The following is a 16979-nucleotide window of genomic DNA, read 5'->3' as shown; positions in this document are numbered from 1 at the left end:
GCCGGGGCGAGGTCATCTGGGTGACGGCTAGCGGGTGATTACTCCCGCTCCGGGGTCAGCACCGTGGGTTTGGAGTCTGATTGCATGTCCGGTAGTCCGGGATGCAGGTTGCGTATCTCCCTTGGCTCATCACTGGTGCAGTATCAGTCCCGCTCCGGGGTCAGCACCGTCGGTTTGGAGTCTGGCTGCATGTCTGGATAATCCAGGTTGTAGTGCAGGCCGCGTGACTCCTTGCGCTGCAATGCGCAGTTGACGATGAGCTCGGCCACCTGCAGCAGGTTGCGCAGTTCCAGCAGGTTGTTGGAAACGCGAAAGTTGGCGTAGTACTCCTGCACTTCCTGTTTGAGCAGGTCGATGCGGCGCTTGGCGCGGGCCAGGCGTTTGTTGGTACGCACTATCCCCACATAGTCCCACATCATCAGCCGCAGCTCGTGCCAGTTGTGCTGGATAACGACCTGTTCGTCCGAGTCGTCCACCTTGCTCTCATCCCAGGCGGGCAGATGGGGCGGTTCCACGCTCATGGGCAGCTTGGCCATGATGTCGGCTCCCGCCTGATGGGCATAGACCACGCACTCGAGCAGGGAGTTGGAGGCCATGCGGTTGGCGCCGTGCAGCCCCGTATAGGTCACTTCACCTATGGCATAGAGACCGGGTATGTCGGTCTGGCCATTGTTGTCGATCATCACGCCGCCACAGGTGTAGTGGGCCGCCGGGACTATGGGCATCGGCTCCCTGGTGATGTCGATGCCGACCGCGAGGCAGCGCTCGTGGATGGTCGGGAAGTGCTTGATGATGAAGTCGGCTGGCTTGTGGCTAATGTCCAGATACATGCAGTCGGCACCGAGGCGTTTCATCTCGTGGTCGATGGCGCGGGCGACTATGTCCCGCGGGGCCAGCTCGGCCCGCTCGTCGAACTCCAGCATGAAGCGGCTGCCGTCGGGACGACGCAGATAGGCACCTTCCCCGCGCAGGGCTTCGGTCAGCAGGAAGTTGGGGTCATCGGGGTGGAACAGGCTGGTGGGGTGGAACTGGTTGAACTCCAGGTTCGCCACCCGGCAGCCGGCGCGCCATGCCATGGCGATGCCGTCACCCGAACTCACGTCCGGGTTGGAGGTGTACTGATACACCTTGGAGGCGCCGCCGGTGGCCAGCGCCACGAAGCGGGCGCGGATCACCTCGACCTGCTCGGCGTTGCGATTCCAGACGTAGGCGCCCAGCACCTTGTTGCCCGGCAGGTTGAGCTTGCGGGTGGTGATGAGGTCGACCGCGTTGAAGCGCTCCATCAGCTGGATATTGGGGTGGGAGCGCACCTGATCGATCAGGGTGAGCTGCACCGCCTTGCCGGTGGCATCGGCCGCGTGGAAGATGCGGCGATGGCTGTGGCCCCCTTCGCGGGTCAGGTGATAGTGGGACTCGCCCTCGGCGTCCTCCTCCTGATCGAAGGGCACCCCCTGCTGGATCAGCCACTGGATGGATTCGCGGGCGTTGCGGGCTGTGAACTCCACCACGGCCGGGTCACACAACCCAGCTCCGGCGTTGAGCGTGTCGCTCACGTGGGATTCGATGCTGTCGGTTTCGTCGAAAACGGCAGCGATGCCTCCTTGCGCATAGAGAGTGGCCCCCTCACTGATGGGCCCCTTGCTCAGAACCAGGACTTTGGCCTGGTCTGCCAACCGCAACGCGAGGGACAGACCAGCGGCACCGCTGCCAATGATCAGTACATCGCAAAGGTATTCAACACTTGCTTTCATAAGTATCATTGGCCTGGATTAAGAACTGGCACCATGGTAGCCCAAGCGAGGGCGGTGATGCAGCCTGCGTCACATTTTTTTCAATGCAACCGAACTTTCCCTGATTCCTCCTGTCTGAACTTGTGCGCTTAGGAAGGGCCGGAAAAGAAAAACGATAACCTGATGGGGGTTTTACGGCTCTGATGAGCGACCAGAATCTACTGGACGAACAGCTGGTTGAACGGGTCCAGCGTGGCGATAAAAATGCATTCAACCTGTTGGTAAAAAAATACCAGCATAAAGTGGTCAACCTGGTTGCCAGGTATGTCAACAATCCGGGTGATGTGCCGGATGTGGCGCAGGAGGCATTTATCAAAGCCTACCGGGCGTTGCCGACATTCCGTGGCGAGAGCGCGTTTTACACCTGGTTGTACCGAATCGCCGTGAATACGGCCAAAAATTATCTGACCTCTCAGGGGCGCAGGCCGCCCAGCAGTGATGTAGAGGCGGACGAGGCAGAATACTATGGTGGTGGCGAAGCCTTGCAAGAGGTCGCAACACCGGAAAACCTGGCGCTGACCGACGAGATCAAGCGCACCGTGTTTTCCGCCATAGAAGCTTTGCCTGAAGACTTGAGGACAGCCATCACCCTCCGTGAACTGGAAGGGTTGAGCTATGAAGAGATTGCCGAAATCATGGATTGCCCTGTGGGTACGGTGAGATCCCGTATTTTCCGGGCGAGGGAAGCAATCGATAAAAAGCTGAAACCTCTGATCGAGAATTAACTGGGGAAAGACAGGTTAACTTATGGCAACTAAAGAGCAACTCTCGGCCCTGATGGATGGTGACTTGAGCGATGTTGAGGTTCTGAGCGAGCTGGGAATGGATCCGGCGCTGCAAGATACCTGGTCTCGTTACCACTTGATCGGTGATGCCATGCGGGGGGACCTGCCGGTCAATCTGCAGCTGGATCTCAGTGACAGCATAATGGCTGCGCTGGAAGATGAGCCCACCATACTGGCGCCCAAGCCGGTGGAGAGCAAGCCAGCTGCGCCGCAGGTTCATACCGGTGCCAAGGTGGTTCCGCTGTTTCGTCGGGTCGGTCAACAGGTGGGGCAATACGCCATCGCCGCATCTGTCGCCGCTGCCGTCATCTTCGGGGTGCAGCAGTATCAGGGTCATGACGGCATACCGACCAACCCTGTGCTTAACACCATTCCTGTCGGTGGCAGTGCCTCGCCGGTGAGCGTGCACTACCCGCAGGATGGCAATCGGGCGACCGCCCGCCAGCAAGGGTTGAGTGAGCAACAGATGCAGGAGCAGCGTGAGCGCATCAATGCCTTCCTGCGTGATCATCAGTTGCAACAGCGTCTGCTGCAAGACAAGCAGATTCAGGAATAACGCATTTTTAGGGATCAGATCGTGCGCCAGTCCAGCCGTATTTTGCTGGCCTCTCTCCTGCTGATTTGTGCCAAGGCCTCGGCCGACGATAAGTCGGCCGAGGCCTTGTTGCAGCAGATGCAGAGTGCCGTCTCGCAACAGAATTTCGAATTATCCATGGTCAAGGCCCGTCAGGGGCGCCTCGAACCCATACGTTTCAGTCATGGGGTGATCGATGGCAAGGAGGTGGCTCACCTGAGCTACCTGGACGGCAAGACCATAGAGTACCTGCAGCGTCAGGACGAGTTCACCTTCTTCGAAAATACCCACGAACCCTACACCCTCAAAGGCGCTCGCTTCCCCGGTGTTTGGGCCACTCTGGTGAAGATGCCGCTGCCCCGGGTGCTGGAAAGCTATGACCCCGTGCTGGCTGGCCGCAGCCGGGTCGCCGGTCTGGTGGCGCAGGTAGTCAGGCTGGTGCCCAAAGAGGCGGACAAGTATGGCTTCGTGCTCTGGGTCGATGAGCAGAGCCAGCTGTTGTTGCGGGTGGACATGGTGGATCGGGAAGGCAACCTGGTCGAGCAGGTGCTGGGCGTGGATCTGGACAGGCAGAGCGCCCCCGCGCCCTGGCTGGTGAAGCTGGCGGGCAGCAAGCTGCCCCAGGCGCTGGCGCTGGAGGATGCCTACCCGGCGCCACAGCAGACGCTGAACTGGCATCTCACCTGGTTGCCTGATGGTTTCAAGGTATTGTCTCAGGACCGGCACCAGCTGGTGACCACCAGCTTGCCGGTGGATTACATGATGCTCTCTGATGGTCTGGTGGATCTCTCCGTCTATGTGGCCAGGGTCGATCCCAAGCAGGCGGTGCGCCAGCAGTTGATCCGCCAGGGGGCGACCTCGCTGGTGAGCTACGTCAACGATGTGGGGGTCGAGATTACGGTCGTGGGTGAAGTGCCGGCCGAAACGGCGAAACGCATCGCCGAGTCGGTGCAGCCTCTGGCCCGCAATGAGACTGTGCAGTAGTCGTATTTGTACTCCCGCTTGCTCAAGCGGGGCAGTCATGTTCAGATTGGGTCAATCTGTCCCTCGTTATTGTGGAAACGTCTTGTGAGTGAAATGAGCGAAGAGCTGGCGACCGTAGTGGCCATTGATGGGCAACATGCCTGGGTGGAGTGCGAACGGCGCTCCGCCTGCAGCGGTTGTCATCAACAGTCCAACTGCGGTACCGGTACGGTTGCCAAGGCGTTTCCGATGAAGCAGCAACGGCTGCGGGTTGCCCTTACCGCAGAGGTGAGCGTCGGTCAGCAAGTGAGGCTCGGCATTCCCCAGGCGAGCATACTGCGGGGCGCAGCACTGGTATATGTGTTGCCGCTGTTCTGTCTGCTGGCTGGCGCCCTGCTTGGTCAGCTCTGGTTGGCACCCTTGTTGGCGGGCGGTGAGGGGATCACCATCCTCAGCTGCCTGCTGGGTGGCCTCATCGGATTTTCACTGGTTCGTTACTTTTCCACTCGACTCGATCAGGGGGCATATGGCCCTCGCATGCTGGGCGTGGTACTCCACACCCGCAACCTCTCCTGACCGTGCAGGCCTGTATTTCTGGTGCTCCGTCGACTAAAGATTGGCCGTCGACCGGGTTATCCAGTAAAATCCTGCCTCCATATCCGGCCCTAACCTAATTTTGAGTGATTCTTGCTCGATGAAACACATTCGTAACTTTTCGATTATTGCGCACATCGACCACGGTAAATCGACCCTGTCGGACCGTCTGATCCAGACTTGCGGTGGCCTGTCCTCCCGCGAGATGCAGGCTCAGGTGCTTGACTCCATGGACCTGGAGCGCGAGCGCGGCATTACCATCAAAGCACAGAGTGTGACCCTGAACTACCAGGCACAAGACGGTAACACCTACCAGCTGAACTTTATCGACACCCCGGGCCACGTAGATTTCTCCTACGAAGTCTCCCGCTCATTGGCGGCCTGTGAAGGGGCGCTGCTGGTGGTAGATGCCGGCCAGGGGGTTGAGGCACAGACTCTGGCCAACTGCTACACCGCCATGGAAATGGAGCTGGAAGTGGTGCCGGTGCTGAACAAGATCGATCTGCCGGCCGCAGAGCCCGAGCGGGTTGCCGAGGAGATCGAAGACATAGTCGGCATCGACGCCATCGATGCTGTCCGTTGCTCCGCCAAGACCGGCCTGGGCGTTGACCTTGTGCTGGAAGAGATAGTGGCTCGCATCCCGGCGCCGGTCGGTGATCCCGATGCACCGCTGCAAGCGCTGATCATCGACTCTTGGTTTGACTCCTATCTGGGCGTCGTCTCTCTGGTGCGGATCAAGAACGGCTCCCTCAAGAAAAACGACAAGATCAAGGTGATGAGCACCGGTCAGGTGTGGGGTGTCGATCGTATCGGTATCTTCACGCCCAAGCAGGTGGATACTCAGGGCCTGGGTTGTGGCGAGGTAGGTTGGGTCGTCTGCGGCATCAAGGACATCCACGGCGCCCCTGTCGGCGATACCCTGACTCAGGCCAAGAACGGCGCCGAAAAAGCGCTGGCGGGTTTCAAGAAGGTGAAGCCGCAGGTGTATGCGGGCCTGTTCCCCATCTCCAGCGATGACTATGAGTCGTTCCGTGATGCCCTCGACAAACTGTCCCTGAACGATGCCTCCCTGTTCTTCGAACCTGAGAGTTCCACCGCGCTGGGCTTCGGTTTCCGTTGCGGCTTCCTTGGCATGCTGCACATGGAGATCATCCAGGAGCGTCTGGAGCGGGAATACGATCTGGATCTCATCACCACGGCGCCGACCGTGGTCTATGAGATTGAGCTCAATGATGGCTCAACCATCCATATCGACAGCCCGTCCGCCATGCCTCCGGTCAACAACATCAAGGAGATGCGTGAGCCTATCGCCGAGTGCAACATTCTGTTGCCGCAGGAGTACATGGGCAACGTCATCACCCTCTGCATCGAGAAGCGTGGCGTGCAGACCAACATGGTCTATCACGGCAACCAGGTCGCACTGACCTATGAAATCCCGATGGCGGAAGTGGTGCTCGATTTCTTCGACCGTCTGAAATCTACCAGTCGTGGTTACGCCTCGCTGGATTACGGCTTCAAGCGCTTTGAAACCTCCGAGATGGTCCGTCTGGATATCATGATCAACGGTGAGCGTGTCGATGCGCTGGCCATCATCACCCACAAGGAGAACGCCCAGTATCGCGGTCGCCAGGTGGTGGAGAAGATGCGTGAGCTGATCCCGCGCCAGATGTTTGATATCGCCATTCAGGCATCCATTGGCAACCAGATCATCGCCCGCAGCACCGTCAAGGCCCTGCGTAAAGACGTGACAGCCAAGTGTTATGGCGGTGACGTGAGCCGGAAGAAAAAGCTGCTGAACAAGCAGAAAGAAGGCAAGAAGCGGATGAAGTCCCTGGGCCGTGTCGACGTGCCGCAGGAAGCCTTCCTCGCAATTCTCCATGTAGGAAAGGATTAATCGATGGCAAGCACGTTTTCCCTGATCCTGGTGGTGGTCTGCGCGATCACCGGTGTTATCTGGTGTCTGGACAAGATGATCTGGTCCAAGCAGCGGGCCGCCAAGATTGCAGTGGCCCGTGCCCATGGCGGCGCCCATCTGGATGAGAAAACCCTGGCCAAGGTTGCCCCCATGCCGGTCTGGATCGAACAGACCGCAGGTGTCTTCCCGGTCATCACCCTCGTGCTGATTTTGCGTTCGTTCATCTTTGAACCGTTCCAGATCCCGTCTGGCTCCATGATGCCCACCCTGCTGGTGGGCGACTTCATCCTGGTGCAGAAGTTTGCCTATGGCCTCAAGGATCCGGTGACCAACACCAAGTTCCTCGAGACTGGCGAACCCAAGCGCGGCGATGTGGTGGTGTTCAAGTATCCGCTGGATACCCGGGTGGACTACATCAAGCGGGTGGTCGGCATGCCGGGTGACAGGGTCATCTATCGCAACAAGGAGCTGATGATCCGGCCCAAGTGCGAGGAGCAGGAAGGGAAAACGTGCCCGGGCTTCCAGAAGCTCGACGTCAAGTTTGAACAAAGGGGTGAATTTACCCAGATGGGGATCCCGCTTGACCGCTATACCGAGCAGCTGGGTGAGGTGTCTCACGAGACCCTGCGCAACCCGCTGATGCCCGATATGGTCGGCCGTTACTATCGCCAGCCCGGCACCTACCCCGACGAGTGGGTGGTGCCGGAAGGTCAGTACTTCGTGATGGGTGATAACCGTGACAACAGTACCGACAGTCGTTTCTGGGGCTTTGTGCCCGAGCAGAATCTGGTGGGCAAGGCGGTCGCTATCTGGATAAGTTTTGAATTTGAGCGTGAAGAAGGCTCCCTGCTGCCAAGCTGGGTACCGACAGGTGTGCGCTTCAACCGCATTGGCGGAATCAAGTAAATGAATATCAAAATGAACAGACTGCAGTCCCGTCTCGGGCATGTCTTTCGCGATCAGGAATTGTTGACCCGGGCGCTGACTCACCGTAGCGCCGGTTCCCGTCACAATGAGCGACTGGAATTTTTGGGAGACTCCATCTTGAGTCTGGTGATTGCCGATGCTCTGTTCCACCGCTTCCCGCAAGCGGCGGAAGGGGATCTCAGCCGTATGCGCGCCACCTTGGTGCGCGAGAAGACCCTGGCCGAACTGGGCCGGGAGTTTGACCTAGGGGATCACCTGATCCTCGGGCCCGGCGAACTCAAGAGCGGCGGTTTCCGCCGCGAATCCATTCTGGCCGACACGGTTGAGGCGGTGATCGGCGCCGTCTATCTGGATACTGATCTTGAGGCGGTGCGGGTGCTGCTGCTGAACTGGTATGCCAGTCGTCTGGACGAGATACGCCCGGGCATAGAGCAGAAGGATCCCAAGACCCGCCTGCAAGAAATTTTGCAGGGAAGCCGCAAATCCCTGCCGACCTACACGGTGACCAACGTCAAGGGCGAGGCCCACAACCAGGAATTCACAGTCCAGTGCGACGTGGAAGGCCTGGATGGTCCGCTGGTCGGGGTCGGTACCAGTCGTCGCAAGGCCGAACAGGCGGCGGCGCAGCAAGCATTGGAAAGACTGTCATGACAGATACAGATACCACCTATTGCGGCTTTGTCGCCATCGTGGGCCGCCCCAACGTGGGCAAGTCCACCCTGCTCAACAAGCTGCTCGGCCAGAAGGTCAGCATCACCTCGAAGAAACCCCAGACTACCCGTCACCGGATTTTGGGGATCGACACCGAGGATAACCATCAGACCATCTATGTGGATACCCCGGGTCTGCACATCGAAGAGAAGCGGGCCATCAACCGCCTGATGAACCGCGCCGCCACCAGCTCGCTGGGGGATGTGGCCATGGTGGTGTTCGTGGTCGACGGTACTCACTGGACCAAGGATGACGAGATGGTGCTCGGCAAGTTGCGCCATCTGCCCTGTCCCGTGGTGCTGGCGGTCAACAAGATCGACAACGTCAAGGACAAGGAAGACCTGTTGCCCCATCTGGAGTGGCTGGGCCAGCAGATGAAGTTCTCCCATATCCTGCCCATCAGTGCCGAGAAGGGCACCAACGTGGATAAGATCCGCGAGTGGTCCAAGGATCTGCTGCCAGAGAACAACTTCTTCTTCCCGGAAGACTACGTGACCGACCGCTCTTCCCGCTTCATGGCCTCCGAGATCATCCGCGAGAAGCTGATGCGTTTCACCGGTGAGGAGCTGCCTTACTCTGTGACCGTGGAGATCGAGCGCTTCAAGGTGGAAGAGAGCGGCATCTATCACATCAACGCCCTGATCCTGGTGGAGCGCGATGGCCAGAAGAAGATGGTCATCGGCAACAAGGGCGAGAAGATCAAGACCATAGGCACAGAGGCTCGCATCGACATGGAACGCCTGTTCCAGAACAAGGTGTTCCTTGAGCTGTGGGTCAAGGTCAAGGCAGGCTGGGCCGACGACGAGCGCGCCCTGCGCAGTCTCGGCTATGGCGATGACTGATTGCTGAGCCCGGCTTTCGTCATCCACAGTCGGCCCTATCGGGAGACCAGTCAGCTGGTCGAGGTGTTTACCCAGGATAGTGGCCGATTTACCCTGGTGGCTCGCGGTTCTCGCGGGCCACGCTCCCCTCTGAAGGGGCTGCTTCAACCTTTTTCCCTGCTCACCATCAGCTGGCGCGGCAAGGGGGATCTCAAGAATCTCGCCCAGGTCGAATGTCCGGATCACTCATTGCGACTCGGTGGCGACCGCCTCTTCTACGGCCTCTACCTCAACGAGCTGGTCTACTACCTGCTGGAGGCCCACACCCCCTTTCCCGAGGTGTTTGACGCCTATGCCCGTGCCCTGATGGCGCTGGCGGATGGCGAGACGCCTGAGCTGCCGTTGCGTCGCTTCGAGTTCCTCTTGCTGCAGGCGCTCGGCTATGCGGTGGACTTCGAATACGCCGCCGACGACGAGTCCGCGATCCAGCCCGAGCTGCTCTACGGCTTCGAGCGCGAATTGGGCTTTGTCGCTTGCGAGCGGGCGCCGGATCCCCGTACCCTGTTTCTCGGTGCCCACCTGCTGGCCTTCTCCGAGGGGCGATTCGATACGCCTCCCTTGCTGCAGGCGGCCAAGCGTTTCAGCCGGCTGGCGCTGCAGCCCTATCTGGGAAAACGCCAGTTAAAGAGCCGGGAGCTGTTTTTGAAACGGAAAAGCTAACGCCGATTGGCGCTGCAGCCTCCCATGTTTCAGCAAACGGCAGTTGAAGAGCCGGGAGCTGTTCTTAAAGCGCAAAGCCAGCACACAGTGACATATGGATATCCGCGCTGGCGCCAAGGCGGCAGCCGCACAGTTAACAGATGAAGTGTTTCAAGGAGTCATCAATGAGCGAAATCTATCTGGGTGTGAACATCGATCATATCGCCACCCTGCGCAATGCCCGTGGCACTCAGTATCCTGATCCGGTGCAGGCCGCCTTCGTGGCCGAGCAGGCCGGTGCCGATGGCATTACCATCCACCTGCGGGAAGACCGCCGCCACATCACTGACCGTGATGTCGAGGTGCTGCGCCAGACCATACAGACCAGGATGAACCTGGAGATGGCGGTGACCGAGGAGATGATCGGCATTGCCTGTCGCATCAAGCCCCACTTCGTCTGCCTGGTGCCAGAGAAGCGCACCGAGGTGACCACAGAGGGCGGTCTGGACGTGGCCGGTCAGCTTGACAAAATTACGGATGCGGTGACGCGTCTCTCGGCCATCGGCGCCCAGGTGTCGCTGTTTATCGATGCCGATCCGCACCAGATCGATGCGGCCGCCGAGAGTGGCGCCCCCTTCATCGAGATCCACACCGGCCGTTACGCCGATGCCAGCACGGATGCCGAGCGCAACGCCGAGTTCAAGCGCATCGCTGCCGGCGCCTCCTATGCCGCCGGCAAGGGGCTCAAGGTCAATGCCGGTCACGGCCTGCACTACCACAACGTCAAGGCCATCGCCGCTATTCCCGAGCTCTATGAGCTCAACATTGGCCACGCCATCATAGGCCGCGCCGCCTTCGACGGCCTGACCAAGGCGGTCAGCGACATGCGCCTGCTGATGCAGGAAGCCCGTCAGGGGATCTGACCGACCTGGGTTGATGAGAGATGAAAAAGGGACGCCGCGGCGTCCCTTTTGTATGGCATCAGCCACCGGCTGATTGGATCCATGCTTATTTGATGGGCGTCAGCTCCAGGGTGATGAGCTCCAGTGGCGCCAGCTTGATGACCATCCCATCGCTGATTGACGTCGGCACGGTTTTGTTGTCGCCATATAGTGGCTTGATATTAAAGCCTTTCGCCTCTGTGGTGGGCACTTCAAGCTGGCGAGTCGGTTCCAGGAAGAATTGTTGAGGCTGGCTCGAAGGGTTGCGCAGGGTAATGAAGGACTTTGCTGGGCTCCACGCCGCCCAGCCATAGACGGCCAGCAGTGTGGGGTCACCGCCAATCCAGTGGCTGTCAAACAGCACGGCCTGGTTCTGCTGCGACCAGAGCGCCGCCTTGGCCAGCAGATCCCAGTTCTCGCCGCTCAGCAGCTCCGGGGTGATGTAGAGCTCCTGCAGCTGGGTGCCGGTGGCAAAGTAGCTCCAGGCCTGATCGGCAAAATCTTGTGGCGACTGCTGATCCAGATGTTTGGCCTGCTTGGCATAGACAAGCCCGTGCAGCATCAGGGAGTTGAGCGGAAACAGCGGGCCTTGCTTGACGATGGAGCGGTAGGTCTCCGCATCCCGGTAGGTGATCCACTGCTGGACCCTGGAGCCGGGGCCATAGAAGTTGATGTCATCGCCACCGCGCCAGATGGAGTCGGCGAAGAAGAGCCAGGAGGGGGAGGCCGTGGTGCCCGTGGTCAGGTTGATGAAGACCTCCTTGTTGGCGGCGCGGGCATCCGAGATCAGGTGGATGGCGGCATCGAAGTCGCTGGTGAACTGGCTGCCCTTGATCTGCTTGTTGGCGTTGCCTGTGCCGTCGAACTTGAAGTGGGTGACGCCCTGATCCTGGATGAGCGACATCACCTTCTGATGGAAATTTTTGTAGTAGACGGGGCCCGAGAGGGCGAACTTGCCATCGCTCAGCTCGTAGCCGAATTCGGCGGCATGGGAGACCCGTTCATCCCTCGGCTTGTTGTAGCCACCCCAGGGAGAGAACCAGATGCCGAGCTGGGCGTGATACTGCTCGGCCGCGGTTTTGAGCTTGCGAAAGCCGTCCGGGAAGTCCTTGCTGAAGCCCCAGTTGCCCTTGCGGTCGTCCCAGCCATCGTCGAACAGGAAGCCGCTCATGGTCACGCCGCGCCGGGTGACCAGTGCCTCGCCAAACTGCTTGATGCGGGTCAGGGCGTCGGCTTCGGTGTAGGGGTTGAAGAAGCCGATGTCGAGCCAGGAGTTGTAGTGCAGATAGGGGGCGTAGGGTCTGTCGCGGGCGTCGTTGATGAACTCGTTGAAGTCACGTCTGAGCTGACCCTCGTCGAAGGTGCCGACATAGGTGCGATAGGTGAGCGGTTTGCCCTGCTCCAGCGGCAGCGTGAGCGGGATCAGCTGGCTGACGCCCCCCTCGTAGGCGCGGGTGTTGACCAGCGGATTCTGCGGCGTGATGAAGAAACTGTCGCTGACGATGGGGGAGCTGTTGATGGCGCCGTAGACAAAGGGTGCCTGGGAGTGGAACGGCAGCATGGAGAAGCCGTTGATCCGCTTGCCATTCTTGAGGGTGTCGAGGGAGAAGTCGATGCTGGCGTAGCGCTTGTCTTTGGCCAGCCGGATCTCGCTCTTGATCAGGAAGTCGGCGTTGCTCAGTGCGATGTCAATGTGGTCCTGCTCTTTGGCAAACGCATCTACAGTGAAGTCGGCCGACGAGGTCAGCCTGTCATCCAGCCCCTTGATATCGAACAGGGTATTCGAGCGGATGACATCCCCGTTCGCCCTGTTGGTGAAGGTGATCTCCTGGAATTTTCCGGCATCCGTTTTGACGCTGATCTGGTACTGGTTGCCCTGCAGCGACATCACCTCGGCCCGGGCGAGGGCGGGCAGGGTCAGCAGGACCAGCAGCGTCATGGCGGTACGTGCGTGCATATTTATCTCCGTATAGATGATGAATGGCGGTGTGACTGGGGTGATGGGGCTTGGCGTCCTCCTGAGGCTGGCGGATTTGCGGGATCGGGTACGGGCTCACCAGGCTGGCGAGCCCGCAGGCCGGTTACAGCTTGCCGTCGCTCATGCACATGCGGATCTTGGCGGCGACCACCTCCTCCATGGCGGCCATGGCGGGCACCAGATACTGGCGCGGATCGCTGGCATCCGGGTGGGTGGCGAGGAAGGCCTTCATGGCGTCGGAGAAGGCGATCTTCAGCTCGGTGGCCACGTTGACCTTGCAGACCCCGAGCTCGATGCAGCGGCGCACGTCCCGGTCTGGAATGCCGGAGGCGCCGTGCAGCACCAGCGGAATGGAGACCCTGTCCCGGATGGCGGCGAGGCGATCGAAGTCGAGGCGCGGCTCCTCCTTGTAGAGGCCGTGGGCCGTGCCGATGGCCACGGCGAGGGAGTCGATGCCGGTGCGCGCCACGAACTCGGCCGCCTTGTCCGGATCGGTCAGATGGGCGTTGGCGGCGTCCACTATCAGGTCATCCTCCTGTCCGCCGAGCTGGCCCAGCTCGGCCTCCACGCTCGCCCCCATGCGGTGGCAGAAGGTGACGACCCGCTGCACCTTGGCGACGTTCTCCTCGAATGGCAGGTGGGATGCGTCGATCATGGCGGAGTGGATGCCGGATTCGACCTTGAAGTGGATATCCTGTTCATCCTCGTGGTGGTCCAGGTGCAGCACCAGCGGTATGCGGTACTGGTGGGCCGCCGAGGCGCAGATGGAGACCAGATACTCGACCCCGGCATGGCGATAGGTGCCCGGCGTGGCGGCCAGGATGACGGGGGAGCTCAGCTGGGCGGCGGTGCGGGCCACCACCTCGACGGTTTCCAGGTTGTGGATGTTGAAGGCCGGTACCGCGTAGCCGCGGCGCTGGGCATCTTTGAGCATTTCGTGGGACGAGATCAGATACATGAGGACTCCTTGGCGCCTTGAGTGGCGTCGGGTTCAGAGAAAGAGGCGGGGGTGCTGGCGGGAGTTATCTCCCTGCCGGCGACCCAGATATGTTGCTGGTAGAGGGCCGGTGTGAGGGCGAGCAGGTTGGCCCGCTTGCCGACGGCCAGCGAGCCGAGCTGGCCGTCGATGCCGAGCATGCGGGCAGGGGCCAGCGATGCCATCTGGATGGCTTCGGCAAGGGGCACGCCGGCCAGATGCACCATGTTGCGCACAGCCCCGAGCAGGGTGAGGGTGCTGCCCGCCAGGCCGCCGGTGGCGGTGCGCACCACCCCGTCCTTCATCTCCACCCGGTAGTCACCGAGCAGGTAGTGGCCGTCCGGCATGCCGGCGGCGCGCATGGCATCCGTGATGAGCAGCAGGCGATCCCCGGCGCAGCGATGGCACAGCTTGAGGACTGTCGGATGCACATGATGGCCGTCGGCGATGAGCTCCAGCCAGGCGGTGGGATGCACCAGGCCGGCTCCCACCATGCCGGGTTCCCTGTGGTGCAGTCCGCGCATGCCGTTGAAACAGTGCACCAGACCGGTCGCACCGGCCGTCAGTGCCGCCTGTGTGGTGTCGTGGCCGGCGGCGGAGTGACCCAGCATGACCCGGATGCCGGCCGCCTTGAGGTGGCAGATGGCCGCCAGGGCGTTGGCCTTCTCGGGGGCAAGGGCGACGACCTTCAGGGTGCCGCGTGCCTGGCGCTGCAACTGCGCCAGCTCGGCCAGGTCGAGTTCCCGGAACAGGGCAGGATCGTGGGCGCCCTTGTTGTCGGGGGTGAAGTAGGGGCCCTCCAGATAGCTGCCGAGCAGCTGGGCGCCCGGCATGCCGCTCTCCATGGCATCGGCGACCCGGCTCAGGGCGCGCGTGATGGCAGGTAGCGGTGCCGTGACAGTGGTGGCGAGGAAGGCACCGACCCCTTCCGCCGCCTTGGCGAGGGAAAGCCGGGCCAGCACGCCGGCCTCCTCGTCCATCACGTCGACGCCGGCCCCGCCGTGCACGTGGCCATCGATGAGGGCGGGCACCAGCAACTCGACCTCCCGCACCGGATCGTCGGCCGGGATGGGGGCGATGGCGGTGATGACGCCGCCTTCATGGGCAAGCATTTGATGCTCCAGCCAACCCTGCTCGGTCAGCAGGCGACGGGCCCGGATCCGTGTTGCCATCTAGATACCCTCCTCGACCCGCGATTCGGCCCGCTCGCGCGCCAGTTCATCCACCAGGCTGGTGAGGCCGCGATGGCCGCAGCACAGGGCCTGCTCGCGAAACTGGGACGGGGTCAGCTCGCCGCGATCCATGGTCATCTCCAGCAGCAGCTGCAGATTGGTGCCGGTCACGACTTCCCGGTCTGGCTGGCGCAGTGCCAGGGTGGAGGCGACCCGAAACGGGGTGCCGCCCAGCAGATCGGTCAGAAAGACCACACCGTCGCCACGGTCGACCCGCGCCAGTGCCGCCTCGCACTGACCCTGCAGCAGGGCCGTGGTGGAGGACTCGGGAAAGTCGATGGCGACTACCGCCTCCTGCTCGCCGAGGATCTGGTTCATGGCCTGCTCCATGCCGCTGGCGAAGCCGCCATGACCGCAAATGATGATGCCCAACATAAGGTGTTCCTTTACAGCAAAGGGGGCCGGCCTGTCGCCGGCACCGGATTAGAGGAAGCCTGCAAACTTGCCGACGATACCGAGCGCGACCGTGATGACGATGAGGCGCAGCGGACTCCAGCCGCGGCGGATCAGCGCATACATGGCCAGGGTGTAGAGCAGCGGCAGGAAGGCCGGCATCAGCTTGTCGAGCACGTCTGCCTGCAGCTTCACCACGGCATCACCGGCGGTGATCTCCAGGGTGGTGCCGAGCCGCACATAGGTGGCGACCAGGGCGCCGATCACCGTCATGCCGACGATGGAGGCGGCATGTCCCACCTTGCGGGTGTTGGCCTTGATGAGCGGAATGGCGGCGACCCCCATGCGGTAGGCGTAGTGCGCCAGTCCGAAGCGAAGGCCGAAGTGCACCACATTGAACAGCAGGAAGAAGAACACGGCGCCCATGATGGAGCCCTGCAGCGCCAGATCGGCGCCGATCCCGCCGCAGATGGGCAGCAGGGTGAGCCAGAACATGGCATCACCAATCCCGCCGAGCGGCGCACCGACCGCGATCTTGGTGCTCTGTATGCTGTTGACGTTCTGCTTGGAGCGCTCCATCGCCAGCACTATGCCCATCACGAAAGTGACCAGGAAAGGGTGGGTGTTGAAGAAGCCCATGTGCCCCTTCATGGCCCGGGAGAGATCCTTGGGGTTGGTGTGGATCTTCTGCAGCGCCGGCAGCAGGCCGTAGAGCCAGCCGGATGCCTGCATCCGCTCGTAGTTGAAGGAGGCCTGCAACAGCAGGGAGCGCCAGGCGAAGCGATTGATGTCCTGGCGGGTCAGCTCGGCCCCCAGTTGCTGATCTTCGTAGACGTCGTCGGAGAGGGTGCGGGTCGGTTGCGGCTCGGCCGCCGGGGCGATCTGCCGGGCTGTGTTGTTAGATACCATCTTCAGTTTCCTCCTGGGTGGGGCGGGCTTGCGGCGCCGGGTCCTTGCGCATGAAGTCGATCAGGGCCATGGCCAGAGCGGCCGCGGCTATGGCCAGCACCGGCAGCTTGAGCCAGGCGGCGGCGACGAAGCCGAGGATGAAGTAGGGGATGTAGACGTTCTTCATCATGATCTTGAGCAGCACGGCGAAGCCGATGGCGGGCATGATGCCGCCGGCGACCCCTAGGCCGTCGATGAGGCGGGCGGGCAGCACGTCGATGGCGGTCTTGGCGTGTTCGGCCCCGAAGTAGGTGGGCAGGAAGGCGCACAGGAAGTAGAAGGTGCCGAGTGCCAGCAGTGCCAGGTAGTTGACCCTCTCTATGCCGCGGGTATCGCCAGCCTCCGCCATCCGGTCACAGCGGGACATGACCCCCGACATCACCGAGAAGAGGAAGGTGATCCCCATCTGGACCGCCACCGCGAACGGCACCGCGACCCCGACCGCCACATCCGGCTTGACCCCGGTGGTGATGGCGAAGGTGGCGCCGACTATGGTGCCTATGATGACGTTGGGTGGTTGCGCCCCCGCCAGCGGGGCCAGCCCCATCCAGACCAGCTCCAGGGTGCCGCCCACCAGTATGCCGGTGGTCAGGTCGCCGAGGATCAGGCCCACCAGCGGACCCAGTACCACTGGCCTGTGGAAGTGAGTCAGGCCGTTGAACAGGTCAAGTCCGGCGAAGAACGCCAGAATGCCCAGCAAGAGCCCTTGCAATAAACTGATTTCCATCACAA

17 protein-coding genes are annotated in these 16979 nt (G+C 61.3%); 10 read left to right on the top strand and 7 right to left on the bottom strand.

All coding sequences use genetic code 11. The features are described from left to right. Window positions 1-143 precede the first annotated feature (143 nt). Complete coding sequence (nadB, locus tag BN1118_RS05870; RefSeq protein WP_043554976.1) at window positions 144-1751, bottom strand: L-aspartate oxidase; 1608 nt, start codon at window positions 1749-1751, stop codon at window positions 144-146. Between the two features lie 182 nt (window positions 1752-1933). Here nadB and rpoE point away from each other — a divergent pair, with 182 nt between their 5' ends. The 10 genes from rpoE (at window position 1934) to pdxJ (ending at window position 10702) form a co-directional block, all read left to right on the top strand. Beyond that, a complete protein-coding gene (gene rpoE, locus BN1118_RS05865; protein WP_042033782.1) occupies window positions 1934-2515 on the top strand; it encodes an RNA polymerase sigma factor RpoE in 582 nt (193 codons plus the stop codon). 22 nt (window positions 2516-2537) lie between these two features. Continuing rightward, window positions 2538-3131, top strand: coding sequence for an RseA family anti-sigma factor (locus tag BN1118_RS05860; RefSeq protein ID WP_043142185.1), 594 nt, complete (start codon window positions 2538-2540; stop codon window positions 3129-3131). A gap of 21 nt (window positions 3132-3152) precedes the next feature. Then, a complete protein-coding gene (locus BN1118_RS05855) occupies window positions 3153-4133 on the top strand; it encodes a MucB/RseB C-terminal domain-containing protein (RefSeq protein ID WP_042872719.1) in 981 nt (326 codons plus the stop codon). Window positions 4134-4226: 93 nt separating this feature from the next. Further along, entirely contained in the window at window positions 4227-4688 is a 462-nt protein-coding gene (locus BN1118_RS05850; RefSeq protein WP_042872716.1) for a SoxR reducing system RseC family protein, read from the top strand. 118 nt (window positions 4689-4806) lie between these two features. Further along, the gene (gene lepA, locus BN1118_RS05845; protein WP_005318848.1) at window positions 4807-6600 is read left to right on the top strand and encodes a translation elongation factor 4; all 1794 of its coding nucleotides are present in this window, start codon (window positions 4807-4809) and stop codon (window positions 6598-6600) included. A 3-nt stretch (window positions 6601-6603) separates the two neighbouring features. Continuing rightward, on the top strand, window positions 6604-7527 hold the full coding sequence (lepB, locus tag BN1118_RS05840; protein ID WP_043142178.1) for a signal peptidase I: 924 nt from the start codon (window positions 6604-6606) through the stop codon (window positions 7525-7527). Beyond that, the gene (gene rnc, locus BN1118_RS05835) at window positions 7528-8199 is read left to right on the top strand and encodes a ribonuclease III (protein ID WP_043554974.1); all 672 of its coding nucleotides are present in this window, start codon (window positions 7528-7530) and stop codon (window positions 8197-8199) included. Continuing rightward, window positions 8196-9101 carry a GTPase Era gene (era, locus tag BN1118_RS05830; RefSeq protein ID WP_043554972.1) on the top strand — a complete coding sequence of 302 codons (906 nt, stop codon included), beginning with the start codon at window positions 8196-8198 and terminating at the stop codon, window positions 9099-9101. Before rnc ends, era begins: the two co-directional genes overlap by 4 nt. After that, window positions 9102-9800, top strand: a complete 699-nt coding sequence (gene recO, locus BN1118_RS05825; protein WP_043554971.1) for a DNA repair protein RecO — start codon at window positions 9102-9104, stop codon at window positions 9798-9800. It begins immediately after the preceding gene. Between the two features lie 164 nt (window positions 9801-9964). Continuing rightward, complete coding sequence (pdxJ, locus tag BN1118_RS05820) at window positions 9965-10702, top strand: pyridoxine 5'-phosphate synthase (RefSeq protein WP_042872703.1); 738 nt, start codon at window positions 9965-9967, stop codon at window positions 10700-10702. 85 nt (window positions 10703-10787) lie between these two features. Here pdxJ and BN1118_RS05815 read toward each other — a convergent pair whose 3' ends face one another. The 6 genes from BN1118_RS05815 to agaW form a co-directional block, all read right to left on the bottom strand. Further along, window positions 10788-12677, bottom strand: a complete 1890-nt coding sequence (locus tag BN1118_RS05815) for an alpha-amylase family protein (RefSeq protein WP_043554969.1) — start codon at window positions 12675-12677, stop codon at window positions 10788-10790. Between the two features lie 124 nt (window positions 12678-12801). Continuing rightward, complete coding sequence (locus BN1118_RS05810; protein ID WP_043554968.1) at window positions 12802-13656, bottom strand: tagatose bisphosphate family class II aldolase; 855 nt, start codon at window positions 13654-13656, stop codon at window positions 12802-12804. Beyond that, window positions 13647-14846 carry an N-acetylglucosamine-6-phosphate deacetylase gene (gene nagA, locus BN1118_RS05805; RefSeq protein WP_043554966.1) on the bottom strand — a complete coding sequence of 400 codons (1200 nt, stop codon included), beginning with the start codon at window positions 14844-14846 and terminating at the stop codon, window positions 13647-13649. Before nagA ends, BN1118_RS05810 begins: the two co-directional genes overlap by 10 nt. Then, window positions 14847-15281, bottom strand: a complete 435-nt coding sequence (gene agaF / locus BN1118_RS05800; protein ID WP_043142160.1) for a PTS galactosamine/N-acetylgalactosamine transporter subunit IIA — start codon at window positions 15279-15281, stop codon at window positions 14847-14849. Between the two features lie 48 nt (window positions 15282-15329). Next, a complete protein-coding gene (gene agaE / locus BN1118_RS05795; protein ID WP_043554964.1) occupies window positions 15330-16208 on the bottom strand; it encodes a PTS N-acetylgalactosamine transporter subunit IID in 879 nt (292 codons plus the stop codon). Beyond that, window positions 16198-16974, bottom strand: a complete 777-nt coding sequence (agaW, locus tag BN1118_RS05790) for a PTS N-acetylgalactosamine transporter subunit IIC (RefSeq protein WP_043554961.1) — start codon at window positions 16972-16974, stop codon at window positions 16198-16200. Before agaW ends, agaE begins: the two co-directional genes overlap by 11 nt. Between the last annotated feature and the right edge of the window lie 5 nt (window positions 16975-16979).

This window comes from Aeromonas bestiarum, assembly GCF_000819745.1.
GTDB lineage: Bacteria > Pseudomonadota > Gammaproteobacteria > Enterobacterales > Aeromonadaceae > Aeromonas > Aeromonas bestiarum.
The sequence above is the reverse complement of the archived record's forward strand: the minus strand, read 5'-3'. Positions and strand labels throughout refer to the sequence as shown.

What these genes read in the sequence shown, in the direction of transcription:
- nadB (WP_043554976.1), bottom strand. Translation starts at nt 1,751, where the DNA reads ATGAAAGCAAGTGTTGAATACCTTTGCGATGTACTGATCATTGGCAGC.
- rpoE (WP_042033782.1), top strand. Translation starts at nt 1,934, where the DNA reads ATGAGCGACCAGAATCTACTGGACGAACAGCTGGTTGAACGGGTCCAG.
- BN1118_RS05860 (WP_043142185.1), top strand. Translation starts at nt 2,538, where the DNA reads ATGGCAACTAAAGAGCAACTCTCGGCCCTGATGGATGGTGACTTGAGC.
- BN1118_RS05850 (WP_042872716.1), top strand. Translation starts at nt 4,227, where the DNA reads ATGAGCGAAGAGCTGGCGACCGTAGTGGCCATTGATGGGCAACATGCC.
- lepA (WP_005318848.1), top strand. Translation starts at nt 4,807, where the DNA reads ATGAAACACATTCGTAACTTTTCGATTATTGCGCACATCGACCACGGT.
- lepB (WP_043142178.1), top strand. Translation starts at nt 6,604, where the DNA reads ATGGCAAGCACGTTTTCCCTGATCCTGGTGGTGGTCTGCGCGATCACC.
- rnc (WP_043554974.1), top strand. Translation starts at nt 7,528, where the DNA reads ATGAATATCAAAATGAACAGACTGCAGTCCCGTCTCGGGCATGTCTTT.
- era (WP_043554972.1), top strand. Translation starts at nt 8,196, where the DNA reads ATGACAGATACAGATACCACCTATTGCGGCTTTGTCGCCATCGTGGGC.
- pdxJ (WP_042872703.1), top strand. Translation starts at nt 9,965, where the DNA reads ATGAGCGAAATCTATCTGGGTGTGAACATCGATCATATCGCCACCCTG.
- BN1118_RS05815 (WP_043554969.1), bottom strand. Translation starts at nt 12,677, where the DNA reads ATGCACGCACGTACCGCCATGACGCTGCTGGTCCTGCTGACCCTGCCC.
- BN1118_RS05810 (WP_043554968.1), bottom strand. Translation starts at nt 13,656, where the DNA reads ATGTATCTGATCTCGTCCCACGAAATGCTCAAAGATGCCCAGCGCCGC.
- nagA (WP_043554966.1), bottom strand. Translation starts at nt 14,846, where the DNA reads ATGGCAACACGGATCCGGGCCCGTCGCCTGCTGACCGAGCAGGGTTGG.
- agaF (WP_043142160.1), bottom strand. Translation starts at nt 15,281, where the DNA reads ATGTTGGGCATCATCATTTGCGGTCATGGCGGCTTCGCCAGCGGCATG.
- agaE (WP_043554964.1), bottom strand. Translation starts at nt 16,208, where the DNA reads ATGGTATCTAACAACACAGCCCGGCAGATCGCCCCGGCGGCCGAGCCG.
- agaW (WP_043554961.1), bottom strand. Translation starts at nt 16,974, where the DNA reads ATGGAAATCAGTTTATTGCAAGGGCTCTTGCTGGGCATTCTGGCGTTC.